Origin of the sequence: Pseudonocardia nematodicida, assembly GCF_040105385.1 — a bacterium.
Classification (GTDB): Bacteria; Actinomycetota; Actinomycetes; order Mycobacteriales; family Pseudonocardiaceae; genus Pseudonocardia; species Pseudonocardia nematodicida.
Genome location: NZ_JBEDNQ010000001.1, coordinates 787,350 through 806,165 on the forward strand (window position 1 = coordinate 787,350; position 18,816 = coordinate 806,165).

18 protein-coding genes are annotated in these 18,816 nt (G+C 74.4%); 1 reads left to right on the forward strand and 17 read right to left on the reverse strand.

What is annotated here, in order from left to right; translation table 11 throughout:
* Window positions 1–29: 29 nt before the first annotated feature.
* From WIS52_RS03635 to WIS52_RS03660, 6 genes are read right to left on the reverse strand one after another with little or no spacing between them, the layout of a single operon-like run.
* Window positions 30–266 (reverse strand): hypothetical protein, encoded by a 237-nt coding sequence (locus WIS52_RS03635; RefSeq protein ID WP_349296627.1) that lies wholly within the window; start codon window positions 264–266, stop codon window positions 30–32.
* Window positions 263–1,339, reverse strand: coding sequence for an ABC transporter ATP-binding protein (locus WIS52_RS03640; RefSeq protein WP_349296628.1), 1,077 nt, complete (start codon window positions 1,337–1,339; stop codon window positions 263–265). The genes WIS52_RS03635 and WIS52_RS03640 overlap by 4 nt, the downstream gene beginning before the upstream one ends.
* Window positions 1,336–2,421 carry an ABC transporter ATP-binding protein gene (locus WIS52_RS03645; RefSeq protein WP_349296629.1) on the reverse strand — a complete coding sequence of 362 codons (1,086 nt, stop codon included), beginning with the start codon at window positions 2,419–2,421 and terminating at the stop codon, window positions 1,336–1,338. Before WIS52_RS03645 ends, WIS52_RS03640 begins: the two co-directional genes overlap by 4 nt.
* Window positions 2,418–3,296, reverse strand: a complete 879-nt coding sequence (locus WIS52_RS03650) for an ABC transporter permease (protein WP_349296630.1) — start codon at window positions 3,294–3,296, stop codon at window positions 2,418–2,420. Before WIS52_RS03650 ends, WIS52_RS03645 begins: the two co-directional genes overlap by 4 nt.
* Window positions 3,283–4,296, reverse strand: coding sequence for an ABC transporter permease (locus tag WIS52_RS03655; protein ID WP_349296631.1), 1,014 nt, complete (start codon window positions 4,294–4,296; stop codon window positions 3,283–3,285). Before WIS52_RS03655 ends, WIS52_RS03650 begins: the two co-directional genes overlap by 14 nt.
* Window positions 4,293–5,909 carry an ABC transporter substrate-binding protein gene (locus WIS52_RS03660; protein WP_349296632.1) on the reverse strand — a complete coding sequence of 539 codons (1,617 nt, stop codon included), beginning with the start codon at window positions 5,907–5,909 and terminating at the stop codon, window positions 4,293–4,295. Before WIS52_RS03660 ends, WIS52_RS03655 begins: the two co-directional genes overlap by 4 nt.
* 392 nt (window positions 5,910–6,301) lie before the next feature.
* Here WIS52_RS03660 and WIS52_RS03665 point away from each other — a divergent pair, with 392 nt between their 5' ends.
* Window positions 6,302–7,099 carry an IclR family transcriptional regulator gene (locus WIS52_RS03665; RefSeq protein ID WP_349296633.1) on the forward strand — a complete coding sequence of 266 codons (798 nt, stop codon included), beginning with the start codon at window positions 6,302–6,304 and terminating at the stop codon, window positions 7,097–7,099.
* Between the two features lie 20 nt (window positions 7,100–7,119).
* On the opposite strand, the gene WIS52_RS03670 is transcribed toward WIS52_RS03665, so the two are convergent.
* Genes WIS52_RS03670 through WIS52_RS03720 form a run of 11 tightly spaced genes read right to left on the reverse strand, consistent with a single transcriptional unit; the run spans window position 7,120 to window position 18,676 of the window.
* Window positions 7,120–8,124 carry an amidohydrolase family protein gene (locus WIS52_RS03670; protein WP_349296634.1) on the reverse strand — a complete coding sequence of 335 codons (1,005 nt, stop codon included), beginning with the start codon at window positions 8,122–8,124 and terminating at the stop codon, window positions 7,120–7,122.
* 11 nt (window positions 8,125–8,135) lie between these two features.
* On the reverse strand, window positions 8,136–9,245 hold the full coding sequence (locus WIS52_RS03675) for a zinc-dependent alcohol dehydrogenase (RefSeq protein ID WP_349296635.1): 1,110 nt from the start codon (window positions 9,243–9,245) through the stop codon (window positions 8,136–8,138).
* Window positions 9,238–10,119, reverse strand: a complete 882-nt coding sequence (locus WIS52_RS03680; RefSeq protein ID WP_349296636.1) for an SDR family NAD(P)-dependent oxidoreductase — start codon at window positions 10,117–10,119, stop codon at window positions 9,238–9,240. Before WIS52_RS03680 ends, WIS52_RS03675 begins: the two co-directional genes overlap by 8 nt.
* Window positions 10,116–10,982 carry an SDR family NAD(P)-dependent oxidoreductase gene (locus WIS52_RS03685; protein ID WP_349296637.1) on the reverse strand — a complete coding sequence of 289 codons (867 nt, stop codon included), beginning with the start codon at window positions 10,980–10,982 and terminating at the stop codon, window positions 10,116–10,118. The genes WIS52_RS03680 and WIS52_RS03685 overlap by 4 nt, the downstream gene beginning before the upstream one ends.
* The gene (locus WIS52_RS03690) at window positions 10,979–12,076 is read right to left on the reverse strand and encodes a hypothetical protein (RefSeq protein ID WP_349296638.1); all 1,098 of its coding nucleotides are present in this window, start codon (window positions 12,074–12,076) and stop codon (window positions 10,979–10,981) included. Before WIS52_RS03690 ends, WIS52_RS03685 begins: the two co-directional genes overlap by 4 nt.
* Window positions 12,073–12,630 (reverse strand): UGSC family (seleno)protein, encoded by a 558-nt coding sequence (locus tag WIS52_RS03695; protein ID WP_349296639.1) that lies wholly within the window; start codon window positions 12,628–12,630, stop codon window positions 12,073–12,075. The genes WIS52_RS03690 and WIS52_RS03695 overlap by 4 nt, the downstream gene beginning before the upstream one ends.
* Window positions 12,631–12,656: 26 nt before the next feature.
* A complete protein-coding gene (locus WIS52_RS03700) occupies window positions 12,657–13,952 on the reverse strand; it encodes a phenylacetate--CoA ligase family protein (RefSeq protein WP_349296640.1) in 1,296 nt (431 codons plus the stop codon).
* Between the two features lie 34 nt (window positions 13,953–13,986).
* Complete coding sequence (locus tag WIS52_RS03705; RefSeq protein WP_349296641.1) at window positions 13,987–15,165, reverse strand: NDMA-dependent alcohol dehydrogenase; 1,179 nt, start codon at window positions 15,163–15,165, stop codon at window positions 13,987–13,989.
* Window positions 15,162–16,094, reverse strand: coding sequence for a TIGR03560 family F420-dependent LLM class oxidoreductase (locus tag WIS52_RS03710; RefSeq protein ID WP_349296791.1), 933 nt, complete (start codon window positions 16,092–16,094; stop codon window positions 15,162–15,164). The genes WIS52_RS03705 and WIS52_RS03710 overlap by 4 nt, the downstream gene beginning before the upstream one ends.
* 22 nt (window positions 16,095–16,116) lie before the next feature.
* On the reverse strand, window positions 16,117–17,562 hold the full coding sequence (locus WIS52_RS03715) for an aldehyde dehydrogenase family protein (RefSeq protein WP_349296642.1): 1,446 nt from the start codon (window positions 17,560–17,562) through the stop codon (window positions 16,117–16,119).
* A gap of 1 nt (window position 17,563) precedes the next feature.
* A complete protein-coding gene (locus WIS52_RS03720; protein WP_349296643.1) occupies window positions 17,564–18,676 on the reverse strand; it encodes an NDMA-dependent alcohol dehydrogenase in 1,113 nt (370 codons plus the stop codon).
* Between the last annotated feature and the right edge of the window lie 140 nt (window positions 18,677–18,816).

Consider the following 18,816-nt stretch of genomic DNA (forward strand, 5'->3'; position numbering starts at 1 on the left):
CGAGACCCTCGCGATCATCCGGTGCGAGATCATCCGGTACCGCCGGTGTCCGGATAGTGCACCGTGATCCGGTCCTCCGGGACACCGAGCGCCGAGCCCAGGACGCTGCGCATCATGTCCTTCGGGACCAGGCAGTCCGCGCAGGCGTCCGGCCCGGCGGTGATCCGGGCCTCCAGCCCGTCGCCGGTCTCGGCGACGTCGAGGGTGTAGTCGTCGGCGGCCAGCGTGGACCGCAGTCCGTCCAGTGCGGCGGGGTCGATACTCATGGCTTCTCCTCCGGTGGGGGGTCGAGCGGGTAGTGACAGGCCACCCGGTGCGCGCCCGCCGGGGCGTCCCCGGCCGGGGGCACGGTGGGCCACGGGAGTCCTGTGAGCTCGGGCTGTTCCTCGGCGCACCGGTCGCGGGCGCGCGGGCAGCGGGTGCGGAACCGGCAGCCCGAGGGCGGGTCCAGCGGGGACGGTGGCTCGCCGGCCAGCGGCACCGGCCGGCGCACCCGGCCGGTGGCCGGGTCCAGGCCGGGGATCGAGTCGAGCAGCGCCGCCGTGTACGGGTGCCGTGGCGCCCGGTAGAGGGCCTCGGCGGGGCCGATCTCCGCCAGCTGCCCGAGGTGCATGACGGCCACCCGGTCGCTGACCTGTTTCACCAGGGCGAGGTCGTGCGCGATGAACAGGTAGGACAGACCGAGCTCGGAGCGCAGGCTCTCGAACAGGTTCAGCACCTGCGCCTGGATGAGCACGTCCAGCGAGGAGACCGCCTCGTCGCAGATGAGCAGGGCGGGGTCGAGTGCGACCGCGCGGGCGATCGCGACCCGCTGGCACTGCCCGCCGGACAGCTCGTGCGGGCGGCGCCCGCCGTAGACCGACGGGTCCAGGCCGACCAGGTCGAGGAGCTCGGACACCCGTCGCTCGCGGCCCGCCGCGGTCCCGACCCGGTACCCGACGAGCGGCTCGGCGACCAGGTCGCGGACCCGCCAGCGGGGGTTCAGCGAACCGAACGGGTCCTGGTAGACCATCTGCAGCGAGCGCCGCGCGCGCACCAGCTCACGGCGGCCGAGGCCCATCAGGTCCTCGCCGCGGAACAGCACCCGCCCGGACTGCGGCCGGGGGGCCTGGATCAGCGAGCGGGCCAGCGTCGACTTGCCCGAACCGGTCTCGCCGACCACCCCGAGGGTCTCCCCCGCCGCGATGTCCAGCGAGACCCCGGACACCGCATGCACGGTCCCACCGCGGGTCCCCCCGGCACCGCGTACCGGGAAGGTCTGCTCGACGTCGGTCGCCTGCAGCAGCGGCGCGCCCGCGCCCGTCCCGGGACCGGCGGAGCGTTCCTCCAGCGCGGTCACCGGCCGGCTCCGTCCGTGGCGGTCCGGTCCGTGGCGGCGCCGTGCGCGTGCCAGCAGGCCCACCAGTGCCCGGGTTCGTGTTCGGCCAGGGGCGGTTCGGTGCGGCAGTCGTCGTCGGCCGAGGCGCAGCGCGGGCGGAACGGGCATCCCTCCGGCAGGGCCCGCAGGTCCGGCGGCTGGCCGGGCACGACCGGCAGCATCGTGTGCGACGGCCGGTCCAGCAGCGGGATCGCGCCGAGCAGGGCCCGGGTGTAGGGCATCCGGACCGCGGCGAACAGGGTCGCCGCGGGTGCGTGCTCGACGGCCCGCCCGGCGTACATGACCAGGACGTCGTCGGCGTACCCGGCGGCGAGCCCGAGGTCGTGGCTGATCATGACGACGGCGGTGCCGAGCCGTCGGCGCAGCTCGTCGAGCAGCTCCATGATCTGCGCCTGGGTGGTGACGTCCAGTGCGGTCGTCGCCTCGTCGGCGATCAGCAGCCGCGGCTCGCCGGCCAGCGCGATCGCGATCATCACCCGTTGCCGCATGCCGCCGGAGAGCTGGTGCGGGTACTCGTGGAACCGGCGCTCCGGGGCCGGCAGCCGCACCAGGGCGAGCAGCTCGACCGCCCGCGCCCGGGCGGCGCGGGCGTCGAGCTCGGCGTGCGCGCGGACCGCCTCGGTCACCTGCAGCCCGATCTTCATGGTCGGGTTGAGCGAGCGGGCCGGGTCCTGGAACACCATCGCGATGTCCGCACCGCGGTGCCGCCGCATCCGCGCCTCGGGCAGGCCGACGAGCTCGGTGCCGTCGAACCGGGCGGACCCGGTGATCCGGGCCGAGGGCGGCAGCAGTCCCAGCAGCGCCCGCGAGCTCACGCTCTTCCCGGACCCGGACTCACCGATGATCGCCAGCGTGCGGCCCGGCTCGACGCTGTAGGACAGCCCGTTCACCGCGTGCACCGGCGCCCCTCGGCCCTCGAACCGGATCCGCAGGTCGCGGACCTCCAGGACCGGCTTCGCACCGGTCGCCGGGCGGACGGCCGCCTCGGAACCCGCTGATCCGGTGGACCCGGCGGGCCCGGTGTCGGTCCGGCTGGTGCTCATCGGCCGCTCCATCGGTCGCGGAGGGACTCGCCGAGCAGGTTGCAGGCGAGCACGGTCACGAACAGGGCGACGCACGGCCAGACGACGAGCATCGGCGTCGCGGACAGGCTCTGCTGCCCCTGGGCGATCATGTTTCCCCAGCTCGGGGCGGGCGGCGGAATGCCGAGACCGAGGAAGCTGAGCGCCCCCTCGATCACCATCACGATCCCGGCGCCGAGCATCCCGAACGTGATCAGCTGCGGCGCGATGTTCGGCGCCACGTGCCGGGCCAGGATCCGGCGGCCGGAGGTCCCGCACAGCTGCGCGGCGGCCATGAACGGCTGCTCGCGCAGCCGCAGGGTCGCCGCGCGGGCGATCCGGGCGAACGCGGGGATGCTGAAGAAGGCCAGCGCGAGGATCGTGTTCAGCCGGCTGGGCCCGAGGCTCTGCGCCACCGCGAGGGTCAGCACCAGCGAGGGGAACGCGATCAGCACGTCGAGCACCCGCATGATCACCGTGTCGAGCGGGCCACCGACGTAGCCGGACAGGGCTCCGAGCGTGCCGCCGATCGCCAGCCCGATCAGGTTCACCGACAGCGCGACGAGCAGCGACGACCGCCCGCCGTGCAGGATCCGGGACAGGATGTCGTTGCCGTTCGGGTCGGTGCCGAGCAGGTGCCCCGGCGACCCGGCCGGCAGGTAGCTGTCCAGCACGCTGCCACCGATCGGGGCCGGTATCCCCGGCAGCAGCGGGACGGCGGTGCAGGCCAGCACGACCAGGAGCAGCAGCCCGGCCGGGACGGCGACGTCCGGGTACCGGAGGAGCCGGAACCGGCTCGCCGCGGGTGCGACCGCGGCGGGGACGGGTGTGCCGGCGGTGGGGTCAGCGACTGCCATAGCGGATCCTCGGGTCGAGCACGGCGTAGAGGAGGTCGGCGACCAGGTTCGCCAGCACCGCGATCACGGCGAAGACGACGACGCAGGCCTGGACCACGACGAAGTCACGGGTGTTGATGGCCTGCAACAGCAGCTGGCCGAGCCCGGGGAGGGCGAAGATCTGCTCGATGATCACGGTCGCGCCGATCAGCGTTCCGAGGTTCAGCCCGACCACGGTGATCAGGCCGAACGCCGAGTTCCGCAGGGCGTGCCGGACCAGGACCTGCCACGGCCCGATCCCCTTCGCACGGGCGGTGGTGATGTAGTCCTCGCCCTGCATCTGGTCGACCAGGTCGCCGCGCAGGAACCGGGTGTAGAAGCAGAACAGCGGGAACGCGATCGCGACCGCTGGGAGGGTCAGCGACTGCAGGTTGCCGGCCACGCTCTCCGACATCGGGACGAACCCGATCGCCGGGAACACCGTGAACTGCACGGCGAGCACGAGCACCAGCAGCAGGGCCAGCACGTAGTTGGCCACCGAGAGCCCGGTGATGCTGACCAGCATGCTGATCCGGTCGAACAGGTGGTTCGGCCGGTGGGCGGCCAGCAGCGCGACCGGCACGGCGAGCCCGAGCGAGATCAGGAACGCCATGCCGACCAGCTGGCCGGTCACCGCCAGCCGGGCTCCCAGCACCGGGGTGACCGGCTGGCCGCTGACCACCGAGTTGCCGAGGTCGCCGGTCACCGCCCCGCCCAGCCACTGCAGGTAGCGCACCGGTCCCGGCTGGTCGAGCCCGAGCCGCTGCTCCAGCGCGGCGATCTGCTCGGCGGTGGCGTCGGCGCCCAGCAGCTGCTGCGCCGCGCCGCCGGGGATCAGGCTGAGCACCCAGAAGGTCAGGATGCTGGCGCCCAGCACGATCGGGATCGCCATCAGCGCCCGCTTCCCGACCATCCGCAGCGCCGGGGAGCCGAGCGCGGTCGCGAGCCGGCCGGGCTCGCGGCCTCCGACGGCCGCGGTCACTGCTGCGGCTCCCGCCAGACCTCGTCCCAGTGCACGCCGCTGTTCACCACGATCGGCGGGATCAGGGTGGTCAGGCCGGGCCCGTAGACGCCGGGTGCCGCGAGGTTGGCGGGGGCGAACGCCAGGCCGAACGGCGCGTAGTGCTGCTCGGCGATCCGGGCGCCCGCGGCGTCGTAGAGCTCCTGCCGTTCGGCCGGGTCGACCGAGGCCGCGGCCTGGTCGAACAACGCGTCCAGCTCCGGGTCGGCGACGCCGCTGAACGGGCTGTCGGCGTTGAAGCGGAAGTTCACCCCGACCCCGGACGCCGGGTCCCAGGATCCGGCGGTCTGCAGCATCGACTGCCAGTTGCCGGAGTTGAACTCCTGGACCAGTGTGGACAGCTCGTAGGTCTCGGTACGGACGGTGATGCCGGCCTCCTGCCACTGGGTCTGCAGCGCGGTCATGACCTGCTGGGCCACGTAGGAACCGAGCGTGCCGAGCTCGACCTCGAGGCCTCCGAGCTCGCCGACCAGGGCCCGGGCGCGTTCCGGGTCGTGTCCGGTGTAGCCGGGCACCGCGTCGGAGTGGAACAGCCCGCCCGGCCCGGTGAAGCTCTGGCTGACCGGGAACTCGCCGCCGAACAGGCCCTGGGCGATCGCGTCGAAGTCGGTGGCGGCGTAGATCGCCTCGCGGGCCCGCGGGTCGTCGAACGGGGCGGCCTTCGTGTTGAGCTGGACGACGTAGGGCGAGGTCGCCGGCTGGACCGCGACCGACAACCGGCCCTGGGACCGGGCCTGGTCGAGCAGCGGCGTCGTCGTCAGCCCCTCGTAGGCCTGCGCCTGCCCGGCCAGCAGGGCCTGGTAGGCGGGCTGGTCCCCGCCGATCGACTGGAAGGTGAGCCGGTCGAGGTAGGGCCGCCCCTCCTTGAAGTAGTCCGGGTTGCGCTCGAGGACGAGCTCGGAGCTGAGCTGGTTGGACACCACCGTGAAGGGGCCGGCCCCGACCGGCTCGATCGCGAACGCGTCCTCACCCTTCTCCTGCAGCGCGGTCGGCGAGGCGATCCAGTTCACGTTCGTCACCGGCATCGCGTTGATCACCGCGGCGTACGGCCGCTCGAAGCGCAGGACGACGGTCCGTGGCCCGTCGGTGGCGATGCCGTCCTGCGCCAGGGGCCAGTTCGGCGAGCAGGTGCAGGGTGCGTCGACCGCGCGGCGGAAGTTGAAGGCGACCGCCTCGGCGTCGAACGGGGTGCCGTCGCTGAACGTCAGCCCCTCGCGCAGCGTGATCCGCACGGTCCGGCCCTCGTCGGCGATCTCGGTGCTCTCCGCCTGGTGCGGCACCACGGCGGCGTTCGCGCCGTCGTCGTCGGCCTCCAGCCGGAACAGGCCGCCGTAGATCGCGCTCATCTGCGTGACGTTGGCGCCACCGGTGGTGTTGGTGGCCGGATCCAGGCCGGTCGGCCAGCCCCCGGCGAACGCTCCGTCCTCCAGCACGGTCAGCTCGCCACCGGACTGCGGCGGGCCGGAGGGGGTGGCGGGGCCGTCGAGCGCGCCGCCGTCGGCCGCACCGCCGCAGCCGGCCAGGACCAGTGCGGCGGCCAGCAGCAGGGCCGGCAGGTGGTGTCGTCGTCTCACGACAGGGCTCCCGTTCGTCTCGGGACCGGCCGGTACCGCCGCGCGGACCGGCCGGTCGGTAGACCGTGGTGGTGACTCCGTGACGCCACGTACACACCCGCGGTCGGGAACCGCCGGGTGGCACCGGGGCCGGCGTGACCGGGCTCACTACGTCCCGTCCAGCGTCGGTCAGCGCCGCGGTCCGGGTGCAGGGCGATTCCGCCCGGCGGAAGGGAACCTCCGCCGGAGCCGGGTGAGGCGCGACGGATGACGTATCCCGGTCTGTCCTTCCGACCCGATTCCCCCGCCGGTACCTGCCCGGACCTTGTAACCCTTCCCCGGCCCCGCCGATGCTGGCCCGGCGCCGGCCATGGGCCGACGGTCGAGGTGGACGCGGACGAGGGGGTCGGCGGATGACGGTGACGGCGGAACGCGACCCGGTTCCCGGCGACGGCGGACGGCCCCGGCTCACCGCGGCCGGCCGGGTGCTCGCGGTACTCGACGCCTTCGGGCCCCGACACCGCACTCTCACGTTGAGTGACATCGCGCGGCGGGCGGGACTCAGCCTGTCGACCGCGCACCGGCTGGTCAACGAGCTGATGGCGTGGGGCGCCCTGGAGCGCGACGCCACCGGCCACTACTCGGTCGGGCTGCGGCTGCTCGAGCTCTCCGCGCTCGCCCCGCGCGGCCTGGAGCTGCGCGAGGCCGCCTTCCCGCACCTGGAGGATCTGCACCGGGTCACCGGCGGCAACGTCCACCTCGGGGTGCGCGAGGGCACGGCGGTGATCTACGTCGAGGCCATCCGCGCCCGCGTGCGCAACCCGGTGACCAGCCGGGTCGGCGACCGGTGGCCGATGCACGCCACCGGCACCGGGCTGGTGCTGCTCGCGCACGCCGAACCGGAGTTCCAGGAACGCGTGCTCGGTGCGCCGCTCGAGCGCTTCAGCCCGATGACGGTCGTCGACCCGGCCGAGCTGCGCCGCACGCTGGCGACGATCCGGGCCACCGGCGTCGCGGTGGCCCGCGGCCAGATCACGACGCCGGACCTGGCCGTCGCGGTCCCGGTCACCGACGCCGCCGGCCGGGTCGCCGCCGCGATCAGCGTCGTCGTGGCGACCGACCGGGCGCGGCCGCGCGAGCTCGCCGGGGTGCTGACGCAGGCCTCACGGGCGATCTCCCGCACCCTGGGCCCGCGGCCGGTCCCGCGCTGAACCGGCCGGCGGGCCCCCTCTCACGCCGGCGGGTCGAGGCCCAGCCACCGGAAGGCGTTGAACCAGATGATGTCCTCCAGCTCGGCGGCCGGCAGGTCCAGCGACCGCAGCGTCCGGCCGCACGGCTGCTCCCGCGGCATCGCCGGGAAGTCCGACCCGGCGAGCAGCCGGTCGTGCCCGAGCAGGTCGACCAGGTACCGCAGGGCGCGGTGGTCGAAGACCATCGAGTCGTAGTAGAAGCGGCGGGCGTAGTCCATCGGCGACGGGCCCTCGGTGTGCGCGAACGCCCGCGCCGGCTCCGGCGGCTCCTCGTTCCAGACCCCGCTCCAGAAGTACTGCGCCCGGGGCAGCACCAGCGGGAAGCCGCCGGCGGCGTGGCTGAACGACAGCCGCAGGTCCGGGCAGGCCGCCGCGGTACCGCCGGTGATCATCGAGGCGGCGGCGGTGGCGCCCTCCAGACCGACGACGTGGGTGCCCATCGCCGAGCCGGGCAGCCGGTCGGTCGGCACCGGCATCGCGTGCACGAACACCGGCAGGTCCAGCCGCTGCGCCTCCTCGAAGAACCCGCGGAAGCGCTGGTCCCCGATCGGTGTGCCGAGCACGGCCGAGGCGATCTCGACGCCGTGCAGCCCGGCGTCGCGGATCTGCTTCAGCTCGGCCGCGGCGGTGTCCGGGTCCTGCAGCGGCACCATCCCGAACCCGTAGATCCGGCCCGGCGCCGCGGCGCAGAGCGTCGCGGTGAACTCGTTGACGTGCCGGGCCAGCGCCAGGCCGTCGTCGACCGGGAGGTCGTGGCGCAGCAGCGGCGGCATCGGGGTGAGCACCTCGGCGTCCACGCCGGAGGCGTCCTGGGCCTCGATCCGGGCCTCGGCGTCGAAGAAGACCTTCTTCGCGGTGAACCGGGTCGCGCCGAACAGCAGCAGCCGGGCGTCCGAGCCGTCCACCGGTTCCATCCGGGGGAAACACTCCGGGGCGTCGGCCGGGTAGTCGTGGGGCAGCAGGTGGGCGTGCGCGTCGATCAGCACGGGATCCCCTCTCAGGACAGGTGCGGGTGGACCGACACGTGCACGGCGTGCTCGCCCGGCTCGTCGCCGGCCAGCGTGCGCAGGGCCAGCGCGGTGTCGTCGAGGCCGAACGTGTGGGTGTGCAGCTTCTCCAGCGGGAACCGGCCGGATTCGATGATCGCGATCGCCTCGGCGTAGCCACGGGCGTCCACGCCGAAGGCGCCGCGCACGGTCAGCGCCCGGTTGATGATCACGTCGGTGTCCAGCGGGTGCTCCCGGTGCCCCTTGAGCCCGGCGAGCACGACGGTGCCGCCGTGCCGGGCCGCGCGCAGCGCCTGGCCGACCGGGGCGGTCGCCATCGGCGTCAGCTCCAGCACCACGTCCGCGCCGGCGCCGCCGGTGAGGTCCAGGACCGTCTGCACCGGGTCCTCGGCCCCGGGACCGTCGACGACGACGGTGTGGTCGGCCCCGAACTCGCGCGCCAGCTCCAGCTTGTGCACATCGGACTCCAGCCCGGTGACCACGATCGTCCCGGCCCCGGCGGCGCGGGCCGCGATGACCGCGGCGATCCCGCGCTGACCGGCCCCGAGCACGAGGACGGTGTCGCCGAACCGGATCCCGCCCAGGTGCACCGCCCAGCGGACACCGGCGCCCAGCGGGTTGAACATCACCGCCAGCTCGGCGGGCAGGTCCCGGTCGACCTTGTGCAGCACCGCGTTCGGCGACAGGTAGAGGTATTCGGCCATCCCGCCGTACAGCGACGGCGCCACGTCGATCGCGGTGACGCCGTGGCCGTGGCCGCGGTTGCGGCAGGACTGGTAGCGGCCGGTGAGGCAGTCGTGGCAGGACCGGCACGGCACGATCACCTCCAGCGCCACCCGGTCGCCGGGCTGCACTCCCCAGCGGGCGGCGGCCCGCTCACCGATCTCCTCGACGATCCCGAGCGGCTCGTGGCCGGGGATCACCGCGGCGCCCGAGCCCATCCGCATGTGCCCGCGGAACATCTCGACGTCGCTGCCGCAGATCCCGTTCGCCTCCACCCGGAGCAGCCCGTCGTCCGGACCGGTCTGCGGGCGGGGGAACTCCCGCAGCTCGATCGTGCCGGGGGCGGTCTGCACCGCCGCACGGACCTGGTCAGCCATGGCGGCCTCCTGAGAGTTCGGGGTCGGGTTCGGCGGGGCGCGGCAGCGGGAACGCGCTGAGCCCGCCGCCGTCGAGGACGAGGGTCTGGGCGGTGACGAAACCGGCGTCGGGCGAGGCGAGGTAGGCGACGGCGGCCGCCACGTCGGACGGCCCGCCGGCCCGGCCGACGGCGATCCTGGCGCCGCGGGCCGCCACCATCTCCGCCGCGGCGTCGTCGTCGAGGGTGGGGTCGAGGACCGCCCGGCTGGTGGCGAGCATCCCGGGGCAGATCGCGTTGACGGTGATCCCCCAGCCGGCCACGTCCATCGCCAGCGCGCGGGTCATGCCGATCACCCCGGCCTTGGACGCCGAGTAGGCCGCCGAGCGGGGCGCCGCGGACATCCCGGCCATCGACGAGATCGACACGATCCGGCCGTACCGCTGCCGGCGCATCACCGGCACCGCGGCCCGGCACATCAGGAAGGTCCCGGTCAGGTTGGTGTGCAGCAGCTGCTGCCACACCTCGAGCGGGACCTCCTCGACGTCGGCCCGGTCGGCGCCCTGTGGCGCGGCCGCGTTGTTGACCAGCACGTCGAGCCGACCGAACTCGTCCACCGCGGCGGCGACCATGCGCTCGGTGTCGCCGGGCTCGCCGATGTCACCCAGCACCGGCAGCGCCCGGCCACCGGCGGCGGCGACGTCGGCGGCCAGCGCGCCGAGCCCGTCGCCGGTCAGGGTCCCGTTCCGCGCGACCTGGCGTGCGTTCGGCACGCCCCCGGCGGCCCGGTCGGTGACGACCACGGCGTACCCCTCGGCGGCCAGCCGCCGCGCGATCCCCTGCCCGGCACCGTCCGGCTTGCCGCAGCCGGTGATCAGCGCGACGCGGATGCTCATCGGACGGCCCCTGCCGGTGCCCCGTCCCGCGTGCCCGCCACCGTGTCGACCGGCGGACCGGGCGGCAACCGGTGCGGTGGTCCGCCGTCGACGGCGAGGACGTGCCCGGAGATCCACCGCGCCCGCTCGCCGAGCAGGAAGGCGACGGCGGCGGCGACGTCCCAGGCGGTGCCCTCGGTCTTCAGCGCGGTCGCGTCCCGGCGGGGTGCACGCAACTCCTCGGACATGTTCGCCGCGGCGAACGAGCCCCAGATCGTGCCGACCTGCACACAGTTGACCCGGATGCCCTGCGGGCCCAGCGTCGTCGCGGCGCCCTCGGTGAGGTTCTCCACCCCGGCCTTCGCGACGGTGTAGACCATGCCGGGCCCGCGCGAGGAGACCGCGGCCGACGAGACGTTGACGATCGCGGACCCGCGCGGCATCCGCGGCACCGCGTGCCGGGTGATCTGCCAGGCCGAGACGAGATTGATCCGGAGCAGCTCGTCGAACCGTTCCGGGGTGACGTCGAACAGCCCGGCCCGGTCGCCGGTCGCCACGTTGTTGACCAGGCCGTCGAGCCCGCCGAGCAGCTCGGCGGCGCGGGCGACCGCGAGCGCGCAGGCGTCGTCGTCGAGCACGTCGGCGACCACCGGCACGGCGACCCCGCCCGCCGCGGCGATCCGCGCGACGGTGCGGTCCCCGGCGGCCGGGTCACGGTCGAGCACCGCCACCCGGGCGCCCTGGCCGGCCGCGATCAGGGCGGTCGCGTACCCGACGCCGGGCAGCTCCCCGTTCTGGCCCGCGCCGGTGACGAGGACGGCACGCCCCGCCAGCGGCGTCGTGCCGAACGGGTCGTCCAGCGGGTCGGCGCCGTCGGCGCTCATCGGGTCTCCCCCGCCGCGACCAGCGGCACGGCCGTCCCGGACCAGCCGGAGAACTGGCGGACCACCATCGAGATGCCCGCATTGCGGGCGCCGGCGACGGCGATCAGCAGGTTCTCCCGCTCCGGGCCGGCGAGCACCCGGTCAGCGCCCTCACCGCGACTTCCGGCAGTGCTGATGCGTGATCCGCTGGCGCTACTCGCTCCGGGGAGCCGCAGCCTGCCGTCGAGCCCGTCCTTCCCGGCCCGGGCGAGCTCGGCGGTGCTGCGCACGCTGTGCTCGTGCAACCAGGCCCGGATACCGTCCCGGTCGTACCCGGCGGCGGCGAGCTGCTGGGCATGTTCCGGGCAGAACACGATCCCGGCGCCCGCGTGCTGGAAGATCCACGCCCCGGTCCGGGCGAGCGTGTCGGCGAAGTCGCCGAGCAGCTGCTCGGCCGATCCGGTGTGCCGGTTGTCGACGTACTCGCAGGTCCGCAGCAGGGTCGCGGAGACCGCGGAGGTGCCCGGCGCGATCCCCGCCTCGGCGGCGAGCGGCTCCCAGGGACTCTCCTCCTCGTTCTCGCCGATGCAGATCGTCCACCGCCCGGGCAGCCCCTGGGTGGCCTGCTCCAGGCCGTGCGGGTGGATGCCGAAGACGTTGCGCACGATCAGCCCGATCGCGCGGGCGATGGTCGCGTTGGCCCGGAACCCGGGCCCGAACACCCCGCCGGTGGAGTTGACGGCCAGCCGGTCGCGGACCGGACCGTTCACCACGATCAGCGGCGCGGGCCCGCTGGTCGACTGCCATCCTCCGCCGCCGGTGGCGCGCTCGGCCATCAGCGCCTCCCAGGCCGCGAGGACGACCGGGAAGTACTCGGGGCGGCAGCCGGCCATCACCGCGTTGATCGCTGCGAGCTCGACGGTGACGACCCGGTCGAGCTGGGGCAGCCGGCCGATCCCGGTCTCCGGCGCGAGGTCGGTGGTGGCGAGGAACCGGTCCACCAGGGACCGCGAGGCGGGCACGACCGGCAGGCCGTCGCTCCAGCCCTGCTCGTAGCAGTGCTCGACGGCGGCGTGCGCGAGGTCCGGGTCGATGCCGGTGTCGGTGGCGGTCACCCGGTGGTCCCGTCGGTGAGCAGCGCGGCGACGCCGGCGGCGAGCTGTGCGGCCCGCTCGCGCACCTGCTCCGGCTCCAGGATCGCGACCGGGTGCGCGGTGGTCAGGTAGCGGTAGCCGGGCGCGCCGCGCAGCGCCGCCATGGTGTCGGCGGTGGTGGCGAAGGCGTCACTGCAGATCACCGCGGCGGGCAGCCCCGCCTGCTCGAAGAGCACTCCGTCGGCGACCGCGGAGGCGCTGCACGAGCCGCAGTCACCGACCCCGGTGACGACGACGTCGCATCCGTCCTTGTAGGACTCGATCAGCTCCGGTGGGGCCGGGACCGCGAACTTCTCCTTGGTGAGCGCGACCGACACCTCGGCGGCGCCGTGCTCGTCGACGAGCAGCCGGGCCAGCTCGGCGAGCAGCAGATCGGCGTTCTTCTTGGTGTTGCGCAGCACGCCGATCCGCAGGCCGCGCAGATCGGGCCGGCGCGGTGCGAGCAGGTCGGCGGCCGGATCACCGGTCGCCGCCGCGGCGCCGCGGCCGGTCGGGTCGAGAACGGGACTGGGCATGGTGGACCTCCTCTGGCCGGCGGGCTCTAGCCGGCGAGCCGTGTGAGCCGCGACTTCATCTCGGTACGTTCCAGGGAGCCGGGCGGGACGAGCGTCACCGCGGCGCGGACGGAGAGCCGCGAGCGGATCGCCGCCTCGATGTCCCGGCCGAGCTGTTCGGTGTCGCCCGGGTCGTCGCCCCACTCGGCCTCGACCCGCAGCGGCGGCTCGACCCGCGGCCCGTTCCGAGGCAGCACGATCTGCACCGCCCCGGTGGTGCGCGGGTGCAGCGAGACGACGAGGTCGCGTACGGCGGACGGGAAGACATTCACACCGAGCACGATCAGCATGTCGTCGGTGCGGCCGATGCAGCGGATCAGCGGCGCGCCGTCGGCGGCGCGCCCGGTGACGACCACCCGGTCCCGGGTGCGGAAGCGCACCAGCGGGCAGCACTCGCGGTCCACCGAGGTGTAGACGAGCTCGCCCTCCGCGCCGGGCTCCGCACCGACCGGGTCGCTGCTGTCCGGGTCGATCAGCTCGGCGACGACGTGCCGGCCGCCGGTGAACCGCATGCCGGTGGTCCCGGGCTCCTCGGCGAACAGCACCGGGGCCATGTCGGCGTTGCCGAGCCCCTCGGTCACCGGCGCGCCCCACTCCTGCTCGACGTGCGCCCGGAACGCGGGTTCCCCGCCACCCGGCTCACCGCCGACGAAGATCTTGCGGACGCCGAACTCGCGCGGGTCGCGCCCGGCGGCGCGCAGGTGCTCCGCCAGGTAGCGGGCGTACGACGGGGTGGAGTGCAGGGCGGTGACCCCGAGCGACTCGAGCGCCAACACGGCCTTCTCCGACGCCCCGGTACCGACCGGGACGACCGTGCTGCCGATGTGCTCCAGCGCGTCGCGGATGGGCAGGCCGCCGACGAACAGGGTGAGCCCGGCGCCGTGCAGGACGACGTCGTCGCGGGTCGCGCCCATCGTGCGGAACGCGCGGGCGACCATCTCGGTCCACGCGTCGGCGTCGCGCCGGGTCACCCCGACCCAGCTGGGCCGGCCGGTGGTGCCGGTGGAGGCGTGCACCCGCACCACCTCGGACATCGCCACGGCGGCGTGCCCGCCCAGCGGCGGGGACGACGCCTGGGAGTCCCGAAGCATCTGCTTGGTGGTGAAGGGGAACCGGGCCAGATCGGCGAGGCTCTCGAACGCCGGTGCCCGGCCGGCCCCGGTCACCAGGTCGGCGTAGAACGGCGACCGGGCGGGCAGGGTCTCGAGCTGGGCCCGCAGGAGGCCGGTGACGGCGTCGGCGTCCTCGGGCGGGACGAAGGTCGGTGGGGAAGCTGGGGACACGATGTCTCCTCGTCGGTCTTGAGCCGGAGGGGTCTCAGACGCCGTCGTGGACGAGCACGCCACGGATGTTCTTGCCGTCGTTCATGTCCCGGTAGCCCTGGTCGATCTCGTCGAGCCGGTAGCGCCGGGTGATCAGCTCGTCGAGCAGCAGGTCACCGTCCCGGTAGAGCCCGAGCAGGCGGGGGACGTCGTAGAGCGGGTTGCAGGCCCCGAACAGCGCACCGCGGATCTGCCGCTGGTAGCTGATCATGTTCCCGGCGTGCACGTTCACGGTGTTCTCGCCCTTCCGCCCGACGGCGGTGACGGTCACCTTGCCGCCCTTGCCGATCACCGCGACGGCGGCGTCGACGACCTCGGGGGTGAGCACGCCGGGGGTGCAGATGGCGTGGTCGGCGAGCTGGCCCCAGGTCGCCCCGCGCACGAACTCGTGCGCCTCCTCGGCTGCGGCGAAGGTGTGCGTGGCGCCGAACCGCTCGGCGGACTCGCGCTTGAACGCGACCGGGTCCACGACGACGACGTGCCGCGCCCCGGCGTAGCGCGCGCCCTGCACGGTGTTGGACCCGACCCCGCCTGCGCCGTAGATCACCACGGTGTCGCCCGGGCGGACCCCGGCGGCGTAGACCGCCGAGCCCCAGCCGGTGGGCACCCCGCACCCGACCAGGGCGCCGATCTCGAACGGGACGTCGTCGGGCAGCGGGATGCAGGCCCACTCCGACACCACGGCGTACTGCGAGAACGAGCCCACGGTGCAGAACCCGCCGAGGTCGACCCGGTCGGAGCCGGTCCCCTCGTGGAACCGGAACGAGCCGTCCAGGAACATCCCGGTGCCGGCGTTGAGGCCCTTCACGCACATGTTCTGGTAGCCGGTCGAGCACGGCCGGCAGGCCCCGCAGGCCGGGATGTAGGAGCAGACGATCCGGTCCCCCGGCGCGACCCGGCGCACGTCCGGGCCCACCGACTCGACGACGCCGGCGCCCTCGTGCCCGCCGACGATCGGGAACCGCACCCCGGCGTCGCCGGCGGTGATGTGGTCGTCGGAGTGGCACAGCCCGGCCGCGTGGAACCGCACCCGGACCTCGTGCGCGCGCGGCGGTTCGAGCCGCAGGTCGGTGAGCTCCCAGCCCTGGTGCGGGGCCCGGGCGACGGCGGCCCGGGTCGTGATGACGCCCGGCTCCGCCGTGTCCGTGCCGGACTGTTCGGTCGCTGTGCTCATCGCAGTGCCCCCTCCTCGGTCGCCGCGACGTGCGGCAGTACCTCGGCCCCGATCAGGGCGATGTGGTCGAGGTCGTGGATGTCGTAGACGTGCAGGTAGACGGTGTCGGCGCCGCTGTCCGCGAGCCCGGCGATCCGGTCGACGAGGTGCTGCGGGCCCCCGATCGCGGCGTGTGCGCGCATGAGCTCGGAGCCGATCACCGCGCCGCGGCGCTCGACCTCGGCGGCGCTCGCGCCGCAGGCCACGGGGAGCACGGCCGAGCGGCGCGCGGTGGCCGGGTCCCGGCCGATCGCCTCGCAGGCCCGGTCGAAGACCGCGTACCGGTCGGCGAGGTCGCCGCGGCCGAGCGCGCCGTTGAACTCGTCGGCGTAGCGGGCGGCGATCGCCGGTGTCCGCTTCGGACCGGTGCCACCGACGATCACCGGCGGGTGCGGGGTCTGCACCGGGTGCGGCGGCGAGTGGTTGTCGTCGATCCGGTGGTGCTCGCCGTCGAAGGAGAACGGGGTCCCGGTACGGGCCGCGCGCCACAGCCCGGTGACGACCGCGAGCTGCTCGTCGAGCCGGTCGAACCGGCGCCCGGTCGGCGGGAACGGGATGCCGAACGCGGCGTGCTCGCGCTCGTACCAGCCGGTGCCCAGACCGAGCTCGACCCGGCCGCCGCTCATCTCGTCGACCGAGGCGACGATCGTGGCGAGCAGCCCGGCCTCGCGGAACGTGGCCGCCCCGACCAGCGCGCCGAGCCGCACCCGGCGGGTGTCCCGGGCCAGCCCGCCGAGCGTCGTCCAGCAGTCGGTGGGCCGGTAGGCCGGGTCCCGCGGGTCGACGCCCATCAGGTGGTCGGAGCGGAAGAACGCGTCGAACCCGGCGGCCTCGGTGGCCCGCGCGAGCGCGAGGATCTCGTCGTAGCGGGCGCCGTGCCGGGGCTCCATCAGCACGCGCAGTCGCACGCCCTCAGCCACGGAACGACACCGTCTTCACCTGGGTGTGCTCCAGCACCGCGTCGGCGCCCATGGTGCGGCCGAACCCGCTGCGCTTGTAGCCGCCGAACGGTCCGCCGATCACCCCGGCGCCGAGCGCGGCGTTCACCGCGACCTGGCCGGCCTGCAGACCACGGGACATCCGGACGGCGCAGCCGACGTCACGGGTCCAGACCGAGGCGACCAGGCCGTAGTCGGTGCCGTTGGCGACCCGGAGCGCCTCCTGCTCCCCGTCGACCTCCAGCACCGACAGGACCGGCCCGAAGATCTCCTCGCGGGCGATCGTCATGCCGGGTTCGACGCCGTCGAACAGGGTGGGCTCGACGAAGAACCCGCGGTCGAATCCGTCCCCGGACGGGGTGCCGCCGCCGGTGACCAGGCGTGCGCCCTCGTCGCGTCCGGTGCGGACGTAGCCCAGTACCCGGTCGCGCTGCCGGGCGTTGATCAGCGGTCCCATCCGGACCTTCTCGGTGCCGGGACCGACGGTCACCGCGGCCATGTGCTCGGCGAGCCGCTCCACCACCTCGGCGCGGACCGCCCGGTCGACCACGACCCGGGATCCCGCGGCACAGATCTGGCCGGTGTTGAGCGTGATGCCGGCGACGATCGCCGGGACCGCCCGGTCCAGGTCGGCGTCCGGGAGGATCACCTGCGGGGACTTGCCACCGAGCTCGAGGTGCAGCGGCACCAGCCGCCGCGCGCAGGTCGCCATCACCGCGGACCCGGTCTCCGGCGAGCCGGTGAACCCGACCCGGCGGACCTCGGGGTGCGCGGGCAGCGCGGCGCCGGCCTCGTGTCCGTAGCCGGTGACGACGTTGACCACGCCCGGCGGGATGCCCGCCTCCCGGGCCAGCCGGGCCAGCGCCAGCGGGGTCAGCGGGGCGTCCTCGGCGGGCTTGACGACGACGGTGTTCCCGGCCGCGATCGCCGCGCCGACGTCGTTGGCGAACATCGGGCCGGGGGCGTTCCAGGGGATGATGCTCGCGACCACACCGTAGGGCTCGCGCAACGTGAACCCGAGCGCGTCCGGGTCGTGCGTGGGCAGCGAGCGGCCCTGCACCTTGTCCGCCTGCCCGGCCAGGAAGGTCAGCATCCGGGCCATCGGCGGCGGCCCCCAGTGCGGGCGGCCGACCTCGGCGGACTCCAGCCGGTCCAGCTCGCCGGCGTGGGCCTCGACGAGCTCGGCCCAGCGCAGCAGCAGCCGGCCGCGCTCGGTGGCGCTGGTGTCCCGCCAGGCCGGGAAGGCCGCGGCCGCGGCGGTGGCGGCGGAGTCCACATCGGAGGCCGAGCCGCGCGGGACCCGGCCGACGACCTCTCCGGTGGCGGGGTCGAGAACGTCGATGGTGCGGCCGTCGGCGGCGGGGACCCAGTCGTCGCCGATCAGGTGCGCGTCGCCGGTGGCGATCTCGGTGACGGTCATGTCAGGCGTCCTCGTGCACGATGACGCCGCGGACGTTCTTGCCGTCCAGCATGTCCTGATAGCCCTGGTTGACCTCGTCCAGCCGGTACCGGCGGGTGATCAGCTCGTCGAGCTTGAGGTCACCGGAGCGGTAGAGGCCGAGCAGCCGGGGCACGTCGTGCAGCGGGTTGCAGCCCCCGAAGATCGCGCCCTGCACCCGGCGCTGGTAGCCGATCAGCATCCCGGACGGGGCCTTCACCGTGCCGTTCCCGACGGCGGTGATCGTGACCTGACCGGCCTTGCCGACCACCTGCAGCGCGCGTTCGATCACCTCGTCGTGCAGGACGCCGACGGTGATGATCGCGTGGTCGGCGAGCTCGCCCCAGGTCGTCTCGACCACGAACTCGTGCGCCTCGGCCGCGGTGGCGAAGGTGTGCGTGGCGCCGAAGACCTTGGCCATGTCCCGCTTGAACTCGACCGGGTCGACCACCACGACGTTCTTCGCCCCGGCGTAGCGGGCGCCCTGCACCGCGTTGGCGCCGACGCCACCCGAGCCGTAGACCACGACGGTCTGCCCGGCCCGGACCCCGGCGGCGTGCACCGCCGAGCCCCAGCCGGTCGGCACCCCGCAGCCGACCAGCGAGGCGACGTCGAACGGGATGTCGTCCGGGATCGGGATGCAGGAGAACTCGGAGACGACGGCGTGCTGCGAGAACGTGCCGAGCACACACAGCCCGCCGAGGTCCTCTCCGTCGAGGTGGAACCGGAAGCTGCCGTCCGGGAACTCGCCGGTGGCGGCGTTCTTGCCGGCGTCGCACAGGTTCTGCCGGGCGGTCGAGCAGTACCGGCAGCGCCCGCAGGCCGGAATGAAGGAGCAGACCACGTGGTCGCCGACCGCGACCCGCGTGACGCCCGCCCCGACCGCCTCGACGACGCCGGCGCCCTCGTGCCCGCCGACGACCGGCATCCGCATCCGGGCGTCGCCCTTCTGGATGTGGTCGTCGGAATGGCAGAGGCCGGCGGCGTGGAACCGGATCCGCACCTCGTTCGCGCGCGGGTCGTCCAGCTCGACGTCGGTGATCTCCCACGGGGTGCCGGGCTCGCGGCAGATCGCGGCTCGGGTGGTCATGCCCATGTCGGCTCCTGTCTCGGTCTGCGCCGGGGCCGGCGGTGCCGGTCCGCGCCGGATCCGGCGGTCCCCTCCGGCGGTCGTTGACGGTGGGGCGGAGATGTGGGCCGGGTCACCGGCCGGTGCACTCACGATGCCGCCCGCGC